The following is a 19201-nucleotide window of genomic DNA, read 5'->3' on the forward strand; positions in this document are numbered from 1 at the left end:
GATTTAGTCTAAAGTTTAATAAAAGTACTATTATTTGTTCCTATAGGGAAATAATTATCATGCGTGCTATGGTTTTGGAAAAAGCAGGACAAAAGCTAATCTACAAAGAGGCCAAAAAACCAATTCCCAAGAAAAATGAGGTGCTTATTAAAGTACATGCATGCGGCATTTGTCGAACCGATCTGCATGTAGTAGACGGTGAATTGCGATACCCCAAACTGCCGCTTATTCCAGGCCATCAAATCGTGGGGACAATCGAACAAATCGGTTCTGCTGTTACAAATTTTGCACTTGGTCAACGAATTGGCGTCCCATGGCTGGGAGAGAGTTGTGAGCGCTGTCAATTTTGTTTATCTGGGCGTGAAAACCTTTGTGATAAAGCCCGTTTTACTGGCTATCAGATTGATGGAGGATTTGCCGAATATTGTGTTGCTAATTTTAAGTTTTGCTTCCCAATCCCTGATGGCTATTCTGACTTTCAAGCGGCACCATTGTTTTGTGCAGGATTAATCGGGTATCGTGCTTTATTAAAAACACATAATGCCGAGCATTTGGGATTATATGGTTTCGGAGCAGCAGCACATATACTTATTCAGGTCGCGCAAAAACAAGGCCAAAAAGTCTATGCGTTTACCAGCCCGGGAGATACCCATGCACAGGATTTTGCATACAAGCTTGGAGCAACCTGGGCAGGAGACTCAGATAAAAATCCACCTCATCTTCTGGATGCGGCCATCATTTTTGCCCCGATAGGTGAACTTGTGCCGCTTGCATTACGTAATACAATAAAAGGTGGAACCGTGGTGTGTGCCGGAATTCACATGAGTGATATTCCTAGTTTTCCCTATGACCTCCTTTGGGGAGAGCGGACTCTTTGCTCTGTTGCAAACCTCACCCGAAAAGACGGGGAAGTTTTTTTATCCCTGGCACCTAAAGTCCCTGTTACAACAGAGACACATATCTACCATTTGACAGAAGTCAATCAGGCGCTTGATGACCTTCGCCATGGGCGCTTTACCGGGGCAGCGGTAATTTCCATCTAAATCTTAAATATAATTTATAGTGTTCTCTTGTAATTCCTATCTTGATTTACACGATGAGATTTGGGACTATCACTAGGGAAATCGATCGGATATTTTTATTAAAGGGAATCATCATGTATCAACAAGCAATAGTACGCACACCCTCTCCAAATTTGATCCATGGATTAACTTCAACTCCAGAATTCGGTCCCCCAGATTATGCAAAAGCTCTGGAACAACATCGACATTACATTGATGCACTAGTAAACTGTGGCCTGGAAGTGACGGTCTTGCCACCCTCCGATGCTTTTCCAGACTCATGTTTTGTTGAGGACCCTGCGCTTCTAACGGATAAGATTGCTATCCTGACCCGGCCAGGTGCGCTTTCCAGACAAGGAGAGGTGGATTTAGTTGAACCTTGCATTCAAACATTCTACAGAGGTCGTATCTGTAAAATTGAGGCTCCAGGTACCCTAGAAGCCGGTGATGTGCTGCAGATTGAAGATCATTTTTATATCGGCATTTCACAACGTACTAATACTGAAGGCGCGCAACAGTTAGTTTCTTTATTGGCGCAATACGGCTATAAAAGCACATTAATCGAACTTAAAAAGTTCCTCCACTTAAAAACAGGTGTTTCTTATTTGGGAAATGGATGCGTACTGGTTAATGGAGAGTTAGTGGAGCACCCCGCCTTTAATTCATTCAGGAAGCTCATTGTTGATGATACTGAAGCTTATGCCGCAAATTGCATTAGAGTTAACAATTCTGTCATTATGCCCGATGGGTTTCATCGCACCGTGAGCATGGTTCGCGGGGCGGGTTTTCAAGTAATCACAATTGATGTTGGTGAGTTTCGCAAGGTAGATGGTGGCTTAAGCTGTTTATCACTGAGGTTTTAAGAAGAGCAAAATCATTATGACTCTTAATAATATCTTGATTTTTCAATTTATTGCCACTAAGAACCTGCTTTACTTTAAACTTTAGAAAGGTTATAATTTGCACAGGATTTTGAATGCTGGAGTATTCCCTGTGCCCTCTACCCTATTACCCACCGAATCTATGCCTATCCTCAATAAAAACAGACTCGAACAGTTATTTGCACGCATTGAACGAAACAAGAACCCTAATACTACAGAAACAGACCCGTATTTGGCTATTCAATTTCTTTCACGCTTCGGATTAACCAGTGCCAAAAAGGTAATTGAATTCCTCCATACTCATGGCGGTACCGAAACCATTAATATGATAGTGCAAGAGATAATAAAGGAAGAGGCACAAATTCAATATGTCAGGGATACAAGTGAGGAACAAGTGCTCAAGCACCAACAGTTACTATTTCTTCTCATGGCATTTATTGCGAAGGATAAAAAACTTGCGCAGCATGTAAATGAAATTATTCAGAAACAAATTGAGCAAAAACTCAAAGAAATAAAAACTGTTGAAGCTAAGAAAAGTAGTTCAATTATAATACCCATACTGGATGAGAATATTCGAGCATACAGCAGTGCACTTCGTGCTGTGGATCAACATTTGAAAAGTTTGGAAGACGAGTTAGAGCAAATAGAAGAAGAGTTAAACGCTCTGGAAAATGAAGCAACATTAGCAGAGGAAAATCATGCTTATATGATTGATCATTTGGAGGAACTTAATGCATTCCTTCAGGCACCTTTGTTCAATAATCAACCAATCACCCATTTTGTAAGCCATAGCAATCAACAAATAGCGAATTTATCATCTCAACTCGCATTTCTTAGAGCACAGCATCCACCACAAACCGCTAACTCAAGTAATACCAGTAAATCAAAAGAAATAGAATCGCCTGTCGCCAGGAAAATTCGAATGCTACAAGAACGTCTTGATTTTTATAATGCGCAAGTCGTACAACCTCCTCAAAGTCCAGAACAGGTGGTTCAACAATTAATTGAACGTGCGAGATTTCGACTTGAAAAACAACAACGTTCCTCTGAGGAAACTTCCTCGGTTTACGAAGGAGAGTTGGAAGGATTAAGGCTACAAGAACGCGGCTTCCATCAGGCCTTACAGTATTTGAAAAATGAAAAAATTCTCCTGAATTCCCAATTGGAACGAGTTAACGATTTCAGTCAGGCACACTTCATTATTGACCCAAGTCATCAAGGACGTTATCGTAAACATGGGGATTCTTATATTTTTCTTCCAGAAAATATTAACACTGAGCGTTTGACCCAGGAAGACTTCTTACAGGCAAGACAAAACTATGAAAGATTGAGATCTGATATTTGCTGCGTGACTCCTCATTACCACGAACAAAGACAACAATATCTTGATGCTCTATTCAACCGAAGACAATGTCTTCAAGATCGAAGAATAAACTTCATAGATCGCATTGATGAAGACAAAGCAAGTAAAGTCCAATTACTCCATGCATTATCCAGTGCCAAAGCGCAACGTGCATTATTAAACCAGGGGAGTGAAGCACTAACACCTTTTACAATAACACCGAAACCCACTCGTAAACCTTCAAGACTGGATCAGCAAAACAGTTATTCCCTTATGATGAATAATTTAGAATGTTCAGTATCTTCTCCTGCACCTGCGCCATGTCTTAATAGGGACATTAGTAATCCAGGTACTGGATTTAATGACCGAGCTTCTCCTGTTCTAGATGAGTTACTAAGACGATTAGATGAAGTAAAACCTGAAGATACCAAGCTTCCTGAAGTAAGACTTGGCTAGGTAAAACCCTACCCATTTTAGCGAACTTGAATAAGATTCAATTTAAATATCCATAACCTATCTTACTCATAATCGAGGCATAATTGCCTCGATTATTTTAACATAATTGAAATTATATAGATTCTTTTGATAATCTATTTGACAAGATCTCGTCCGAATTGGTAACATCAAAGCGATTTATAATTTATTTCACATTCTGCAATATATATGAACAATAGTATGCCACATCAATTTTCTTTCAGGAACTCTGTTGAGTTGGTGCGTACTATTTCTTCTGTTATCTCAGTTATTGTTGTGGTGGTCGTGGTCTTTCTCTCCTCACCCTAGAGTTGCGTTTGATTATTGGCCTCTCTAGGGAGAAGGCTAAATAATCGAGTGATATGATTAACTACCTGAGGAGATTTACATGGAAAACGCGAATGATGCAGAAGCATCGCAGAAACACCAGCTACAAATTAGTTATCGCGCTATTTTTATCATCAGTTTATGTGCCGGATTTTTATTTTATAAATACATCCTGCAAAATTTTCCGAGTGTTATGCCCCAACAATTAATGGAGACGTTCCATCTGCAAGGATTAGGCCTGGGGGTTTTATCAGGGGTGTACTTCTGGACATATCTAATCGTGCCTTTATTTGTAGGGATTGTGCTTGACCGCTATGGTACTCGATGGGTTACCACAGGAGCGATTTTTTGTTGCGCTTTGGGAATTTATATTTTTTCTCAAGCTCAGGAACTTAATGCAGCCATTTGGGGTCGTGCTTTAACAGGAGTTGGTGTTTCTTTTGCCTCCATTGCATATTTCAAATTATCCGCAGTATGGTTTCCCAAAAAATATTACGCATTATTAACCTCGTTACTTGTCACTGCTGCGATGATCGGGGCGATTTTTGGACAAATGCCATTGGCCTGGTTAGTAAGTCAAATCGGATGGAGAGCCAGCTTAACTAATGTAGCCTGGCTAGGCATCATTTTAGCTATATTATTTTTGCTTATTGTTAAAGATAAACCTTCCTTTTCACCTGAAAAATCAACAAAAGAACCCCAGCCCTCTTCGAAAAATCCACATCTCTGGCAAGACATTTTATTAATTGTAAAAAATAAACAAAACTGGTTATTAACAGGATTTAGTGGCTTGGCATTCTCACCAATAGTTATTTTTTGCGGTTTATGGGGTAATCCATTTTTACAGAAGGCGTATCATTTAGATAAACTGGTTGCCCCTTCCCTTATTTCATTAGTTTTTGTAGGACTGGCAATTGCATGTCCTCTCTTTGCTTTATTCATCAATCGCATACAAAACCGTTGTGCGTTTATGTTTTACAGCACTTTGATCTCTGCTTTATCCATTACCTTGGTGATTTACGCACATCCCATGCCAATTTGGCTGTTGAGTATATTACTTTTTCTTTTTGGTTTTAGTTTGGGGGCATTTCCTATCGTATTTGTGATTGGAAAAGAATCAAACCCATTGTATCTGGCAGGGACAGCAACATCCTTAATTAATGCCAGCGATGCCTTCCTGGATGCGGTTACAGAACCTTTGATAGGAAAATTTCTTGACGTTTTTAGTAATGCAGGAGCCTCTCATGATTTTTCACTATTTAGTTATCATATAGCACTGTCTGTTTTACCTTTGTTCCAAATAATTGGAGCACTGCTAATGAGATGGGTTAAAGATGAGCATCGCTCATTTCATTCGTAACAGGAGCCTAACCTGGGAAATGCATAAGGCATAACCCGGGTTGTTTTAATCCCCAGAGCATGGGTTCGTTTAAACCATCTTATTCGATGCTTTCACAATGTACATAAACCCAGGCACATACACCGGAACTAAGGGTAACCTGAATCCTTTTGTAATCAGCCACCTCATAAGAATCTGCTTTTTCTAATTCTTCGGTACTCACATCAAAAACCATCCCTTCTACATTATCAGAGACTTTTCCAGTGTAAGTAATAATGGGATGTTCGTCTTCACCGCTGGCAGCAATGACCTGTGAATTATGAATTTTTACTTTAGACATACCAAAACCAGGAAGACTGTCTGTGGTGCCATATAACTTTCTTCCAAAGTTGCTTAATTGCACCGATTCATAGCGTAATGTGCCATAAGAAAAAAGTTTTTCCGTGTTCATAGTTGTTACCTTTAAAAAATACTCTGGGTCCATTCTAATTTAAGAAAGACAAAAAAGTTAGGGAATTGTTCTTAAAGTGAATCAGTTTTAGTTTTTCCCCTGCTAAATTCATGAAATAAAGTTGGAGACTATTTATACCGTTTACCAATAAAGAATCAGGTTGGGCTATTCTCTAAACTGTATTCATCTAAAGCCAATAAAATTTTTTCCTCAAGTGATTTGGCCTTTTCCAAACGCTGATTTACCCCATTAATAATAATGGAAAAGATAAATGTCTTTTCAGCAGGATTAATCATGAAGCCTGATAAGGAGGAAATATCATGCATTGAGCCAGTTTTGGCATATACCTTTTTCTCAAGCATGGTTTTTTTCATTCGATCCTTTAAAGTCCCTGAAACACCAGACTGGGGTAATGCTTTGAAAAAAACCGCTTTCATATTGGGATCATGATAAAGATCATTAAGCAAAATGACCATTTGTTCTGCAGTCACTAAATTATAACGGGTTCCCTCACCATCCACGAGATCCATTTGCTTAAAATCCAGATGCGTATGCTCAGAAAGTATTTTTTTAATTGCAAAAGCGCCTTGTTTATGGGTGCCCTTTCCAGTTAACGTGTAACCCAATTTTTTGGTTAAACTGTTTGCATAAAGATTATCTGACTGCTGCAGCATAAAAGCGATGAGTTTACTGAGCGGTTTTGATTGTAAGCTTGCAATAAAATCAGCCCCATTCGGGGTTTTTCCTGTAGTAATTTTTCCTTTGAAAGCGATACCGCTCTTGACAATAGCACTTTTGAGCACTTGCTTCACCCATAAAACAGGTTCAGGAACAGCAAGTTCGATTAATTTCGGATTTTTATCCTGGATCATACAACCATATATATGGATAGTATTATTGGGTTTCGTTTCAAGATTCAGGCTACAATGATCTTTTTCTTCCTCTTTACTCACGGTAATGACTTCATTGACAAGCGTCAGCACCTTAGGGAAATTTTTGGATTTGATTGTTGCAGTCTGACCTAACTCTTTGGCGCTAATTAGCTCATAAGCTACTTTATTTTCATTTAAAATTGCAGCGGTGTCGGGAGCAGCATAATACCATCCCAAATCGTCGTATGAAGTTCCACTTGGATAATTGGGGGGTTGGTATTGGGAGCTATCAATTATCAAATTACCTTTTATTGAGTTTATATTATTTTTTCTCAAATTTAGGATTAACGAGGTTAAATTATTTGCCGTTAAAGAGGGAGAGCCCGTGAATTGAAGATAATAATCCTGATTTTTCCGGGATAGCGTTGTTGTAAAACGATAGTCTGACTTTAATTGATAAAGGGCTGCGGCGGCTGTAAATAACTTTATGCCGCTTGCTGGAGACAAAAGTTTATCAGCGTTTTTAGTATAAACAACCTGCCCTGTTTGGGCTTCTTTAATAAGAATACCCACAGTTGCATGAGGGAGTTGATGTGCAATAATTCCATCTATTTTTTCTGAGAGTGTTTGAGAGTTGCCAATCTGGTTAAAGAAAAATGCAGCAAAGATCCCTAAATAAGTAGAATAGCGCACGACTTTTATCCTGATATGAACATAAAGTATAGCTTTACGCATTCAGAGCCGAAGTGCAACCCCTAATTTCAAGTATTTCACAGAGGATAAAACTTGCTTTATTTTTTTCTGATTCTCAGTATTTAAATACACGAATATCATTAAGTAAGAATTTTATCCTCAAGTATGGTAGCTGATTCCTCTGCAATGGAGTCTACATGCGCATGCCGCTCAGGACTCAACAATCTTTGGGAGGAATAAAGAATAAAAATACTTAAAGGTAACAATCCCAATACATCATAAGGGAACTTTAATACTCCTATGCCTCCAAAATTACCTAAATAGGACACTAAAAGCAGGGTAACCATATAAAATACGAACCAGTATAAAAGTGGACTATTATCCCAGGTGTTCTTACGATGATAGACACAATAGATAAGAATGCCGATTAATAATGCGATATCCAACTTCCATATGATTGAAAACCCGCACCAATACAACATTAAATTACAAAAATAAAAGGCAACATGAGAGCAAAATAATGCGCCTGAAAGCCTAAAGGGTCTAGGTGTTTGAGGCTGTAGTTTACGCATTGCCAAAAGGCATATAGGGCCAATACTGTAGGACAAAATACTTGCAGAGGAAAGAAAAGCGACTAATTTTTGCCATCCAGGAAACGGGAGAAATGAAAGCATCCCAACAAGTAAATTAGCATAAAGAGTAACGTAAGGAATTTTATGACGGTTTACCTTTAGGAATACTTTAGGCAAGTGATCATTTAACGCCATTCCATATAGAATGCGTGAAGTTGCCGCTGTATAGACTAGGGTTGTTCCAAATGGAGAAAACGCAGCATCGATTAATAGCAAAGTAGCCACAACACCTAGCCCTAAAAGCAAAGTGAGACCTACTAAAGGACCACTATCTCCAGGATAACTCAGGGCCTGCCAGCCGTGATTTAGGTATTTTTGGGGTACCGCAGCGATAAAACTTAATTCCAACATGAAATACAGAACAAATCCAATAAGTACCGCACCTAATATAGCAATAGGAATGTTTCGTTGAGGATTTTTTACTTCTCCTGCCAATATCAGGCCATTTTGAAACCCGGTAAAAGCAAAGGCAACACCTCCAGCAGAAAGAGCCGTGAAAATATTTATCCAGCTTTCTTTATTGGACAAATCAATTTTAACATTATCCAGAGTTGGTGCGACCTGAAGTAAAGAGACTATGGCGATACTTGGCAGTATGAATTTAATAATACTTGCGTATTTGTTGCACTCAACGAGTAATTTAATTCCGTAGGAATTTAATATTACAACAAAGAGCATGATGGCCATTGCTGCAAGATAACCGTACCCCGAAAGGGTAAATACTGATGCTTCCTTAACAATAAGTATTGGAAAAAAATGGCTTGAATATTGTAATATAGCCTGAATTTCTATAGGGGTCATCACAACATAAGACAACCATGATGTCCAGGCAAATAAAAATCCAACCTCTTTACCATGGGTAAACGTCGGATAATTAGACATTCCTCCAGAAATGGGGAACATAGTTCCCAGTTCACATAGAGGAAGTGCGATAAAGAGCATGAAAATGGTCGCAATAACCCATGACACCAGCGAATTACTGCCCGCCATTTGCGCACTGATGAATGGGCTAAATAACCAACCGGAACCAATCATTCCGCCTGCAGAGGCAATTAAAATATTTGTTGTTGAAATGTCCCTTTTTAACATAAAAACCTTATCGTGCAGGCAAAATTCTAATTTATCCTGAAATGGCTGTATTGTACAAGATTTTATATCGAAAGAATTTTGAGTTTTCAGAAAGACTTGGAGGCTTACTTCTGATACTTCCGCTCAAGGTCTTCAATATCCTGAATCACACGAGAGCCTTGTGCATCAAGTTTTGTATTAAACCATGAATCCAAAATCTCCTTCGCCAAATCCACAGTCAACAGACGGTTGGACAGCGCTAAAACATTCGCTCGGTTCCAAATCCTCGCCCCTTTTGCCGTTTGGGCATCGGTACAAAGTGCAGCTCTTATTCCCGGAATTTTATTCGCTACCATCGAAATACCAGTACCTGTCCAACAAAAGAAAATTCCTTCATCACACGCACCATGATGGATTGCCTCAGCAGCATCTCGAGCAGATTGTATCCAGGGCTCGCTCTGATGTGTTTTAACTGCTCCAAAGGGAATAACCTGATGTCCTAAACGTTCAAGCTCGTGCACAATAAACTCATTAACAGGATAAAGTTCATCACTACAAACTGCAATTTTCATTCTTTTTCTGCTCCTTATCTTATGAAACGTAATGCAGGCACAAACAGTAAAAATCTGGGGCAGATTCAGTCAAAAGATCTCTATTTAATACCAAACCACCCACCTGTATCACCCCCTGCCCAACAGGTATTATTTTTACATGTATTAAACTTTTCAGAACAGAGAAATTTAAATTTCTCTGCTTTGCTAATATCCATTCCTTTGTATCCCTTAGGCTGGCAAATCCGTCCTAGATATTCCCCCTGCACACGAATTTGACCCATCACAAAAATATCTGGGGCAACAGGGTAAACACCCCGATTGTGGGAATAGCAAGCAATATAACAGCCAGGTGCCATGGTATAACTGTTATCAGTGGGTAAAATCGCACGGTCTGCGCCAGGATAAGGATGGTTTATAACCCCATCATCCCCGAGGATATAAACAGGGAAAGATGACGGTAACAGCGTTTTATTTACATCTGAATTGGCCATAGGTAAACCCAAAGCTGATTGTGCAATGAATAATAATCCTATACTGCTCAATATAATTCTTTTCATTCTTTGTTTCCTTGGAGACCAGACTATTTAAAGTATAGGCAAAAATAGAAACAGATTTATGCAAGACCAGGCAAATGCATTTAACTGGTCTATCTTTCATGCAGAATTGCCGGATTAGAGCTAGGACCAATCCGGATTCTAACAAATTAGAACAAGAGTAATTTAAAATGTTTAACCGGATGGATTTCTATTGCCATTAAAATCAATATCATAGGTTGAAGCGAGATAAATTCCTTTTTTTACCCTGATTGCCCGACAAAGCACATTGAGCATGGTTAAGGTACTTTTAAACCTTAGCCAGGGGTATGCTTTGTTTTTTAAAACGTCATGAGCTCTTCGGTAATCCTTAACGAATCGTCCCGGTTTTTTTAGCAAATATTTGAGGCTGTAAATCAACATTCCCTGGCCAAGCATAAAAGGCTGCATATGCTGCATGTTCGGGATGTCATATTGGCGTTGTCCACTTAAAATGGTATGCCAGTCAATTTTATCTGTTAAAAAATGAAACCCGCTTGTTAATCGCGGATTACACTCCAAAACGTATGCTTTTTCATTCATGATAATAAAATCAAAAGCAATCTGTCCGCTAAATTGGAAACGTTTACAAAAGGTTTTTATAAATTCATTGATTGGTTTGATTTCTGCAGGTTCAAAATAAATACCCGTAGAACGGCCTGCGTTGTATACAGAGTGATAACAAGACTGAATCAATACTTCCCCTTTATGGGCAATTGCATAGGCACTGTATTCTTTCCCTTGAATAAATTGCTGGGCAATATAAGGTTCTTTAATGGCTAAATCTGTTATGGCCTTTGGGGTAGGTTTAATGAGGGTACGGGAACCAAAAATGGGGAAAACGGGCTTTAAAACAAGCTCTCTATCCGCAGGAAGAGTTTGCTTGTCCTTGTCTGTAGTGATTAACCAACTTTGCGGGGCATTCAAACCATATTCTTTTACAAGCTGGTTGAAAGAAAATTTATTATGCAATTGCTCCAAACGTTCGAAAGGTTCAGCGAATATTTTAGTGTGCTTTGATAAATCCTCATAACCCTGGCTTATGTAAAAAATTTCTTCGCAGGTGGGAATAAGGAGATCAATTTTATATTGAATCACAATATCTTTGACTGCCTTTAAGAAAACGCTTAAATCTTGGTTCGGTTTGGGAATAACAAAATGTTTCTTTATTCCTTTAACACATCGCGCTAGTGGAAAAAGCATACTTTCGGCGCTATAAACCTGGTATCCCTGATTCATTAGGCTCCGCATAATATCCAGAGTAGCTGGCGCCCGGCCTCCCATAATTAAAATATTCATCTACTTTATTCCTTAAAACCCGTTAACCTATTTCACAAGATTCAGAATTAGCGAGAAATATCGCTGCTTTGAGATCCCTTTTTCTGCCTACCACACAGTTTTATTTAAACAAATTTTGAGAGATGCTCATAAAATAATGCGGCATGAGACAAGCTGGTAAATGCTGAATTTCCTTGCCAAACGTAAGATAAACTCCAGCATTAGCATTTTTATAGAGCAATCCTCCCAGATCGCCAAAAGTAGCATGATTATTAATAAGTTCAAGAGGCTAGGATATAGGTTCGCAAATAATTGACGATTTATTTAGATACGCAATTTATTTTATCTTAGAGAAATATGGGGAAATCCTGGACTCCGGGAAGACTCCAGGTGCGGATTTAAAAGCGAAGCAATCAGTTGACTCAGGAGGACTTTCGCCGTTGCATAATCTGTGAGAAAAACTCAGGTTTGTTTAAGCCCATTGCTGCAAATATTTGGGGCACCCTGTCCCAAGAACCTTCTTGTTCAATACTTGCTACAATTAATTCAAAACCGGCTTTTTTATCAGGCTCCAAACCCCAGCCATTAATATAGCATAAACCTCTTAATCGTTTTGCAGCGACATGACCGAGTGCAATTGCCGCTGATAAATAGGCATGTGCCTCTTCGAAAAGCTGATTGCATTTTTTTAGGTTGGCTTCGCTTTGAAAAACACCTTCCTTTTCCAAATTTTGCCGAAACTTGGCTTCTTCAAGTACCATTTGTCCTAATTGATAATTTGCCTCAGCATCATCCAGCCCTGCGGCTGCCCTATAACATTCCTGGTACATTAGGTTTGCAAAAGGAAACTTTTTACTGCCTTTTAACTTGCTGTAAACGGATGCCAATTCAAAATAATAAGCAATTTCTTTTTTCAGCATTTCGTCTCCGGGTTGGTTGTTTACCCGATTTGCTTGCATTGCTTTTATTTTCTTAACGATTCTTTTAATTTTCCAACGTTTTAAATAGGCCATAACTTCTCCTGCCAATTGCTATGATGTTGATTGGATGAGATACTGCAACAAAAAAATCACAACTACAATCAAAATCATTAATCCAAGAATCTTTAACCCAAAGCCCGCCGACTCTTTAAGTTCTTTGCTGATTTGTTTCCCTTGAGGCTTTTCAGAGACCTCTTCAATATTCATTTCCGATTTATAAAGATTATTATCTATATGATTGGATACAAAATAAGAAATTAGCCCAGTAATCATACTCGGAACAAAGAACAGGAGCCAGGCGATGAGTTTACTGGCTCCAGGAGTATAATTATAGTCATCCTGCAATGAGCTCAATAAATCTAAAACAAAATCAGGCACGTTATAGTTTAAACCCCAAAGAAGGAAGGGCAAGATGTAAAGACTGAAAAAGAATAAGCCCAGGCAAAGAACCAGGCAAATCATGCCCAGAATATAAAGCTTACTGTTACTGCCAAACCGATCTTGTTCCATAATTACCTTAAAGTAGCCTTATCTTAACTTTAAGATAGCAGATGGATCTAAATAAGTACACTGACTGGTGATATTAACTAATTCATTTTAAACTATATTAAACATATTATATAAGGCAAAACATGAAGCGTTATGTTTTTATGATCTCCGATGGTACAGGAATCACCGCAGAAACTTTTGGTCATAGTTTGATTACCCAATTTGAAAATATAAAATTTGAACGATTAACCATTCCCTATGTGGATTCGTTAAATAAAGCGGAACACGCGATTAAACAAATTAACCATGCTTTTGAGGAACAAGGGATAAGACCATTAGTATTTATGACTTTGATTGACCCGCAAATCAGAAATTGTATTAAAAAAGCTAATGCCCGGGTATTTGACTTGTTTAGTACTTTTATTGGCCCTATGGAAGAAGAACTCAATGAAAAATCTTCTTACACCGTTGGAAGAACCCATGGGGTGGTTAACAGCAAGCTTTATTTACATAGACTTGAAGCAATTGATTTTGCCTTATCTCATGATGACGGAGTAAAAACCAGAGGGTATGACAAAGCAGACATCATTCTTATCGGTGTTTCCCGCTGTGGGAAGACCCCAAGTTGCTTGTATATGGCACTCCAATATGGAATTTTAGCTGCTAATTATCCTTTTACCGAGGAAGATATAATTGGCTTTAAATTACCTGAGGTACTCAGGCCTTACAAGAATAAACTTTTTGGATTAACCATTGATCCACAACGATTACAACACATCAGAGCAGAGCGCAGGCCTAACAGCAAATACTCTTCTTCTGAACAATGCCGCCTCGAAGTAAAAGAAGTGGAAGCGATGTACCAAAAGGAAAAAATTCCCTTCATCAATTCAACTAAATATTCTATAGAGGAAATATCCACCAAAATTCTCGCGGCATCAGGTTTACAACGTAAAATATAACCAAAGTCCTTACCTTACTGCGGGTTTTAAAAGCCTCAACCTATTATGTAGGGCTTATTTAGGAGTACTCGGAAAATCCGCATTACAATCATATCGCGGATCATGCGCTAAAAAGGTCTTACAACTTTGATTAATGGTATATTTCACCGTGGTAGCATCAGGGACAGCCGTATTTTGTTTGGAGTACATTTCCCAAATAATCACACCTCCACTATCTTTTTGTGCATCAAGAATCTTATTGACCAATTGATTGGTAAGCTGCAATTGTCCATTAATATTTTTTGGATAGGCAGGCTGGTTGACTTCAAAGCCAAATTGAATTTTTGCATTAATATGATATTTTGCAGGTAAGAAAGTTACTTTTCCGATGTTATCAATAGTTAGACTGGGTTTACTTGCACATTGTGCTTGCAGCCAATTGGTGTAATCTTTCATATAAGCATTAACTTGGCCAGTCAAATCCAAAGGACCTCCTGCATAAGGTTCGCACACACTCGGGATATCACTACACAAATCGTAGGTCATCAAACCCAAACTATCGAAGTGCGAAACAATTGCCGTATCTTTATTGGTAAGGTTATACCATAACCCTTTAAGATTCCCCTTCCACCAAAGCCCGCCTTTGGTATAGATATCCGGGTATTTGTCCCCATATACAAAACCGGTAATTGGACGGGCCCCTACAGGAGGAGCAGCCGTGGCAAATTTAAGATATTTTGCTCCAGGATCATCAATTATTGCATGCAAAATCGCATCCAACTTATCAATTGTTTTTGGCATAACAAAGGAAGAGCCAGAGTGTGTACCATACTCTATGAGGTTCTTATAAGTCGGCCCCCCAGAATCGATTATTTGTTGGGCGATACCGGTGGACCATTCGCCACTTGAACTTGGACCCCATGTCACAGCATACTCATCGGCATGCCAGAATTCTTCATAGTCAATGTCAAGTCCGTCTACACCTAAATCATTCGCTAATTTTACAAGATTTGCATAGGATGTCTTTGCTTTGGATGCTTGGTCTCGATCAGTAGGATCTGGAAACCAATCATAAAAAATTCGATTGGCAGCGGAAGAATGAGGACCACACGCATCTTTAGCTATTTCAAAATTACAACTGTAATTCCACCCTCCTACAGAAAGGAAAGTTTGTATATTTTTTTCCTCGGATAACTTAATTGCTGCTTTTAAAGCATTGAAAGCTTGCGCCCCTTTACCGTCATGATCCGTAAAGTATCCTAATAAACCCGTATCAGCAAGGCTTCCCGTCTGATAATCAATTAATGTTGGTCGAACAAATGAAAAAATCACCCGATTGAAATTAGGTTTTTTAAGCTTTGCCAAATCCTCAACATATTGCTGCAGCTGTTGGGGTTTATCTAAAAGCAGATATACAGATACAATTTTTTCATTTGCAGAATAATTGCTATCAAGAGGTCTTGCATGAGCTACAAAAGAAGACGATCCAAGCATCAACAATGTATATAACACAGAGAGATAAATCCGTTTTGAGTTCATAGCGTCTCCCTGAATACTCATGAGATACTTGATCAAATTATATACATTTAATTGGGATAAGGAAAGGAATGCCCTAATTGGGCTTGACATAATGGAGCAACCCGGGCATTGACCCGGGCTGAAAAAAAGATGAAGTCATGCAGAGCAAATCAGGATATAGTCCATAACTGCATAAAATCATCTACTTTCATTGCAGCAAGTGCATTGGTATCACTCATTGCTTGCATTATGCGCATAATACGTTCATCAGAAAACTGAGTACTTAAATTCTTCTTGAATTTGTTCAATAAAACAGGGATACCTTCCTCACGTCTCCGTTTATGGCCGATGGGATATTCCACTGTAATCAAATCACTTTCTGTACCATCTTTAAACACTATCTTGATGCTATTTGCGATCGAACGTTTTTCAGGATCAAGGTAATCACGAGAAAATTGTTCGTTTTCAGTAACATGCATTTTTTCACGTAATGCATCTATTCGCGGATCTGCAGCCACATTATCTTCATAATGCTCAGCTTTTAAATCTCCGAACAATAAACCTACAGCAACCATGTACTGTAAGCAATGATCTCTATCTGCCGGATTGTGTAAAGCGCCCTGCTTACTGATTATTCGAATCGCTGATTCGTGAGTTACCAAATCGATGCGTGCAATCTCATTAAATCGATCTTTTACCAGGGAATGCAACTTTACAGCGCATTCCACAGCTGTTTGAGCATGAAATTCAGCAGGATAAGATAATTTAAACAAAACGTTTTCCATTACATAACTGCCATAGGGGCGTTGAAATTTAAAGACTTTCTTTTCAAAGAGAACGTCATAAAATCCCCAAGTGGGAGCACTTAAAGCACTGGGATACCCCATTTCTCCAGATCGAGCAATTAATGCCAATCGTACAGCTCGTGAAGTAGCATCCCCTGCAGCCCACGACTTTCTCGAACCCGCATTCGGAGCATGTCTGTAGGTTCGCAAACTTTGACCATCCACAAAAACTTGAGACAGGGTTCTTAACATCATGTCTCTATCAGCGCCAAAAAGATGAGCGGCAACCGCTGCACTAGCTACTTTTACTAAAAAAACATGGTCTAACCCAACCCGGTTAAAACTGTTTTCAAGAGCAAGGCACCCTTGAATTTCGTGAGCCTTAATCATTGCAGTGAGTACATCTTGCATTAAAATTGGCGCTTTCCCCTGGGCACAATTTTGGCGACAAATGTAATCAGCAACCGCGAGGATAGCACCTAAATTATCAGAAGGATGTCCCCATTCAGCTGCAAGCCATGTATCATTAAAATCAAGCCACCGAATCATAGTGCCAATATTGAAAGCAGCCTGGATGGGCTCTAACTCGTATGCAGTACCAGGAACCCGTGCTGCACCTGGAAGAACAGCTCCTGGAACCACGGGGCCTAGCAATTTGGTGCATTCAGGGAAATTCAAGGCGAGAATGCCGCAACCCAGTGTATCCATAAGACATAAACGCGCTGTCTCATACGCTAAAGCACTGTCAATATTTTTGTTTAAGACATAATCTGCAATCTCAACCATTACCTGATCATAATCAGGTTTAATATTATCTTCTACATAACCGTGCATGATAACCTCTTGTGCATAATTTACTGGTAAGTACTGAAAGAAAAGAATTCGGTAGCTGCTGCACAGCATCCGGATTCATTGTTCATTCATGACATGAATTATCTATCCTCTCGTTTCAATAGCTGGGAATTTTTGCGGTTCAGGACCAGTGTATTCAGAGGTCGGTCTTATCAGTTTATTATTTGTTCTTTGTTCAAACACATGTGCTGACCATCCTGTAATGCGAGACATGACAAAAATTGGGGTGAACAAAAATGTGGGAATTCCGCAATAATGGTATGCAGAAGCACTATAAAAGTCCAGATTGGGGAATAGTTTCTTTTCTTTCCACATGACCTCTTCAATACGCTCTGAAATATGATACAAAAGAAGATCTCTCTTTTCCTCCCCCAGTCTGAATGACCATTTTTTAATAATATCAGAACGAGGATCACTGGTGGTGTACACACGATGTCCAAATCCCATAATCAGCGCTTTATTTTTCAACATTTGCTTTAATTCAGTTTCGGCTTGATCCGGGCTCGTAAACCGTTCGATAAGCTCCATTGCTGCTTCGTTTGCTCCGCCATGTAAGGGACCGCGAAGTGTTCCAATTGCACTCGTGATTGCAGAATAAAAATCAGCAAGGGTTGCAGCTGTAACACGTGCAGCAAAAGTAGAGGCGTTGAACTCATGTTCTGCATATAAAATTAAGGAAACATTCATCATTTGAGCTTCTAATTTACTTGGTTTTCGACCATGTAATAAAGCAAGAAAATGAGCACCGGTTGTATTTTCCTCACTTATACCCGAGATTTCTTTATTGTGGAAATGCCATGCATACCAGAAACACATCATTCCTGGGAATAATGCTAATAAACGATCGGCAATATGGTTTTGTTGGGAAAAATTATCTTCAGGCTCTATTGTTCCCAAAAAAGAGCATCCAGTTCTCAAAACATCCATAGGATGGGTATTTTTAGGAATTAATTTAAGTACAGTTTTTAAACTCTCTGGCAATGTTCTCAGGCTTACCAGTTTTTTTGTATAATCATTTAATTCTGTTTGGGTAGGGAGTTTTCCATAGAGTAATAAATAGGCTACTTCCTCAAATGTGGCATATTCAGCCAGGTCATCGATGGAGTATCCCCTGTAATTTAATCCCTTACCCGCTAGTCCAACTGTACAAATAGCTGATTGTCCCGCAATAACACCGGCTAAGCCGCCGCTTTTAACACTCATTGTCTTCCTCCATCAATTGATCTAGTTTTTGTTCATATTGATAATAACCAAGAACCTCATATAATTCTTCTCGTGTTTGCATTTGATCAAGCATGGATTTTTGTGTCCCATCCTGAAGGATTGCCCTGTATGTATTTAAGGCGGCTTTGGACATCGCCCTGAAGGCACTTAAGGGATAAAGGATGAGTGAGACACCGACTTGCCGCAATTCTTCCCGACTAAATAAAGGGGTTTTACCAAATTCGGTAATATTCGCCAATACAGGCACCGATACTGCTTGGGTAAAGGTTTGATATTCTTCAAGACGGACCATAGCCTCAGGGAAAATCATATCCGCGCCCAATTCCACACAAAACAATGCCCTTTCAATGGCTGCACTCATTCCTTCAACGGCATAAGCATCTGTTCTTGCCATAATGACAAAGTCGGAATCCTGGCGCGCATCTACTGCTGATTTAATTCGATCTCCCATTTCTTTCATCGATACAATAGCTTTATTAGGTCTGTGGCCACATCTTTTTGCCAATACCTGATCCTCAATATGTATGGCTGCTACCCCCGTTTTTTCCAGGAGCTTAACTGTTCTGGCTATATTAAATGCATGCCCCCATCCAGTATCAACATCCACAAGTAGTGGCAACGGAGATGCTTCTGTAATCCTGCGGGCATCTTCAAGCACTTGTGATAGATTGGTCATACCCAGATCGGGTATCCCATAAGAAGCGTTAGCAACTCCTGCTCCTGAAAGATAAATTGCCTTAGCTCCAGCAAATTGGGCCAGCATGGCAGAATAAGCATTTATAGTGCCTAAAATAGGTAGAGGTTTATTTTCATGAATTGTCTGTTTGAAGACTTTGCCCATGGAACCGGCCATTAACTGTCACTCCTTGAT

17 protein-coding genes are annotated in these 19201 nt (G+C 39.2%); 5 read left to right on the forward strand and 12 right to left on the reverse strand.

Annotation, left to right across the window (positions count from 1 at the left end; translation table 11 throughout):
• Positions 1 to 59 precede the first annotated feature (59 nt).
• The 4 genes from KYQ_RS04960 (at position 60) to KYQ_RS04975 (ending at position 5445) form a co-directional block, all read left to right on the forward strand.
• Positions 60 to 1043 (forward strand): zinc-dependent alcohol dehydrogenase family protein, encoded by a 984-nt coding sequence (locus tag KYQ_RS04960; protein ID WP_010653669.1) that lies wholly within the window; start codon positions 60 to 62, stop codon positions 1041 to 1043.
• 113 nt (positions 1044 to 1156) lie between these two features.
• Positions 1157 to 1924: a dimethylarginine dimethylaminohydrolase family protein gene (locus KYQ_RS04965; protein ID WP_010653668.1), complete on the forward strand. Its 768-nt coding sequence runs from the start codon at positions 1157 to 1159 to the stop codon at positions 1922 to 1924.
• Positions 1925 to 2054: 130 nt separating this feature from the next.
• Positions 2055 to 3740: a hypothetical protein gene (locus KYQ_RS04970; RefSeq protein ID WP_010653667.1), complete on the forward strand. Its 1686-nt coding sequence runs from the start codon at positions 2055 to 2057 to the stop codon at positions 3738 to 3740.
• A gap of 406 nt (positions 3741 to 4146) precedes the next feature.
• Positions 4147 to 5445: an MFS transporter gene (locus KYQ_RS04975; RefSeq protein WP_010653666.1), complete on the forward strand. Its 1299-nt coding sequence runs from the start codon at positions 4147 to 4149 to the stop codon at positions 5443 to 5445.
• 79 nt (positions 5446 to 5524) lie between these two features.
• Here KYQ_RS04975 and KYQ_RS04980 read toward each other — a convergent pair whose 3' ends face one another.
• The 8 genes from KYQ_RS04980 to KYQ_RS05015 form a co-directional block, all read right to left on the reverse strand.
• A complete protein-coding gene (locus KYQ_RS04980) occupies positions 5525 to 5875 on the reverse strand; it encodes a gamma-glutamylcyclotransferase family protein (RefSeq protein WP_010653665.1) in 351 nt (116 codons plus the stop codon).
• A gap of 155 nt (positions 5876 to 6030) precedes the next feature.
• Positions 6031 to 7440, reverse strand: coding sequence for a D-alanyl-D-alanine carboxypeptidase/D-alanyl-D-alanine endopeptidase (gene dacB, locus KYQ_RS04985; protein ID WP_019349704.1), 1410 nt, complete (start codon positions 7438 to 7440; stop codon positions 6031 to 6033).
• Between the two features lie 140 nt (positions 7441 to 7580).
• Complete coding sequence (locus KYQ_RS04990) at positions 7581 to 9161, reverse strand: APC family permease (RefSeq protein WP_010653663.1); 1581 nt, start codon at positions 9159 to 9161, stop codon at positions 7581 to 7583.
• A gap of 104 nt (positions 9162 to 9265) precedes the next feature.
• Positions 9266 to 9712 carry an RpiB/LacA/LacB family sugar-phosphate isomerase gene (locus tag KYQ_RS04995; RefSeq protein ID WP_010653662.1) on the reverse strand — a complete coding sequence of 149 codons (447 nt, stop codon included), beginning with the start codon at positions 9710 to 9712 and terminating at the stop codon, positions 9266 to 9268.
• 80 nt (positions 9713 to 9792) lie between these two features.
• Positions 9793 to 10251 (reverse strand): hypothetical protein, encoded by a 459-nt coding sequence (locus KYQ_RS05000; protein ID WP_010653661.1) that lies wholly within the window; start codon positions 10249 to 10251, stop codon positions 9793 to 9795.
• 171 nt (positions 10252 to 10422) lie between these two features.
• Positions 10423 to 11565, reverse strand: coding sequence for an ATP-grasp domain-containing protein (locus KYQ_RS05005; RefSeq protein WP_010653660.1), 1143 nt, complete (start codon positions 11563 to 11565; stop codon positions 10423 to 10425).
• A 401-nt stretch (positions 11566 to 11966) separates the two neighbouring features.
• A complete protein-coding gene (locus tag KYQ_RS05010; protein ID WP_010653659.1) occupies positions 11967 to 12557 on the reverse strand; it encodes an SEL1-like repeat protein in 591 nt (196 codons plus the stop codon).
• A gap of 18 nt (positions 12558 to 12575) precedes the next feature.
• Positions 12576 to 13034, reverse strand: coding sequence for a hypothetical protein (locus tag KYQ_RS05015; protein WP_010653658.1), 459 nt, complete (start codon positions 13032 to 13034; stop codon positions 12576 to 12578).
• Between the two features lie 122 nt (positions 13035 to 13156).
• Here KYQ_RS05015 and ppsR point away from each other — a divergent pair, with 122 nt between their 5' ends.
• The gene (ppsR, locus tag KYQ_RS05020; protein ID WP_010653657.1) at positions 13157 to 13972 is read left to right on the forward strand and encodes a posphoenolpyruvate synthetase regulatory kinase/phosphorylase PpsR; all 816 of its coding nucleotides are present in this window, start codon (positions 13157 to 13159) and stop codon (positions 13970 to 13972) included.
• 54 nt (positions 13973 to 14026) lie between these two features.
• Here ppsR and KYQ_RS05025 read toward each other — a convergent pair whose 3' ends face one another.
• The 4 genes from KYQ_RS05025 to prpB all read right to left on the reverse strand — a co-directional run bounded on the left by KYQ_RS05025 (position 14027) and on the right by prpB (position 19183).
• The gene (locus KYQ_RS05025) at positions 14027 to 15490 is read right to left on the reverse strand and encodes a glycoside hydrolase family 18 protein (protein ID WP_019349705.1); all 1464 of its coding nucleotides are present in this window, start codon (positions 15488 to 15490) and stop codon (positions 14027 to 14029) included.
• Between the two features lie 149 nt (positions 15491 to 15639).
• The gene (locus KYQ_RS05030) at positions 15640 to 17088 is read right to left on the reverse strand and encodes a bifunctional 2-methylcitrate dehydratase/aconitate hydratase (RefSeq protein ID WP_010653655.1); all 1449 of its coding nucleotides are present in this window, start codon (positions 17086 to 17088) and stop codon (positions 15640 to 15642) included.
• Between the two features lie 102 nt (positions 17089 to 17190).
• Positions 17191 to 18309 carry a bifunctional 2-methylcitrate synthase/citrate synthase gene (prpC, locus tag KYQ_RS05035; protein ID WP_010653654.1) on the reverse strand — a complete coding sequence of 373 codons (1119 nt, stop codon included), beginning with the start codon at positions 18307 to 18309 and terminating at the stop codon, positions 17191 to 17193.
• Positions 18299 to 19183 carry a methylisocitrate lyase gene (gene prpB, locus KYQ_RS05040; protein WP_010653653.1) on the reverse strand — a complete coding sequence of 295 codons (885 nt, stop codon included), beginning with the start codon at positions 19181 to 19183 and terminating at the stop codon, positions 18299 to 18301. Before prpB ends, prpC begins: the two co-directional genes overlap by 11 nt.
• Positions 19184 to 19201: the final 18 nt, after the last annotated feature.

The organism is Fluoribacter dumoffii NY 23, assembly GCF_000236165.1.
GTDB lineage: Bacteria > Pseudomonadota > Gammaproteobacteria > Legionellales > Legionellaceae > Legionella > Legionella dumoffii.

Bases quoted from the DNA above. Each gene is read 5' to 3' on its own strand.
- KYQ_RS04980 (WP_010653665.1), bottom strand. From the start codon at position 5,875: ATGAACACGGAAAAACTTTTTTCTTATGGCACATTACGCTATGAATCG.
- ppsR (WP_010653657.1), top strand. From the start codon at position 13,157: ATGAAGCGTTATGTTTTTATGATCTCCGATGGTACAGGAATCACCGCA.
- KYQ_RS04990 (WP_010653663.1), bottom strand. From the start codon at position 9,161: ATGTTAAAAAGGGACATTTCAACAACAAATATTTTAATTGCCTCTGCA.
- KYQ_RS05025 (WP_019349705.1), bottom strand. From the start codon at position 15,490: ATGAACTCAAAACGGATTTATCTCTCTGTGTTATATACATTGTTGATG.
- KYQ_RS04975 (WP_010653666.1), top strand. From the start codon at position 4,147: ATGGAAAACGCGAATGATGCAGAAGCATCGCAGAAACACCAGCTACAA.
- prpC (WP_010653654.1), bottom strand. From the start codon at position 18,309: ATGAGTGTTAAAAGCGGCGGCTTAGCCGGTGTTATTGCGGGACAATCA.
- KYQ_RS05000 (WP_010653661.1), bottom strand. From the start codon at position 10,251: ATGAAAAGAATTATATTGAGCAGTATAGGATTATTATTCATTGCACAA.
- KYQ_RS05010 (WP_010653659.1), bottom strand. From the start codon at position 12,557: ATGGCCTATTTAAAACGTTGGAAAATTAAAAGAATCGTTAAGAAAATA.
- KYQ_RS04995 (WP_010653662.1), bottom strand. From the start codon at position 9,712: ATGAAAATTGCAGTTTGTAGTGATGAACTTTATCCTGTTAATGAGTTT.
- KYQ_RS05015 (WP_010653658.1), bottom strand. From the start codon at position 13,034: ATGGAACAAGATCGGTTTGGCAGTAACAGTAAGCTTTATATTCTGGGC.
- KYQ_RS04965 (WP_010653668.1), top strand. From the start codon at position 1,157: ATGTATCAACAAGCAATAGTACGCACACCCTCTCCAAATTTGATCCAT.
- KYQ_RS05030 (WP_010653655.1), bottom strand. From the start codon at position 17,088: ATGCACGGTTATGTAGAAGATAATATTAAACCTGATTATGATCAGGTA.
- prpB (WP_010653653.1), bottom strand. From the start codon at position 19,183: ATGGCCGGTTCCATGGGCAAAGTCTTCAAACAGACAATTCATGAAAAT.
- KYQ_RS04960 (WP_010653669.1), top strand. From the start codon at position 60: ATGCGTGCTATGGTTTTGGAAAAAGCAGGACAAAAGCTAATCTACAAA.
- KYQ_RS05005 (WP_010653660.1), bottom strand. From the start codon at position 11,565: ATGAATATTTTAATTATGGGAGGCCGGGCGCCAGCTACTCTGGATATT.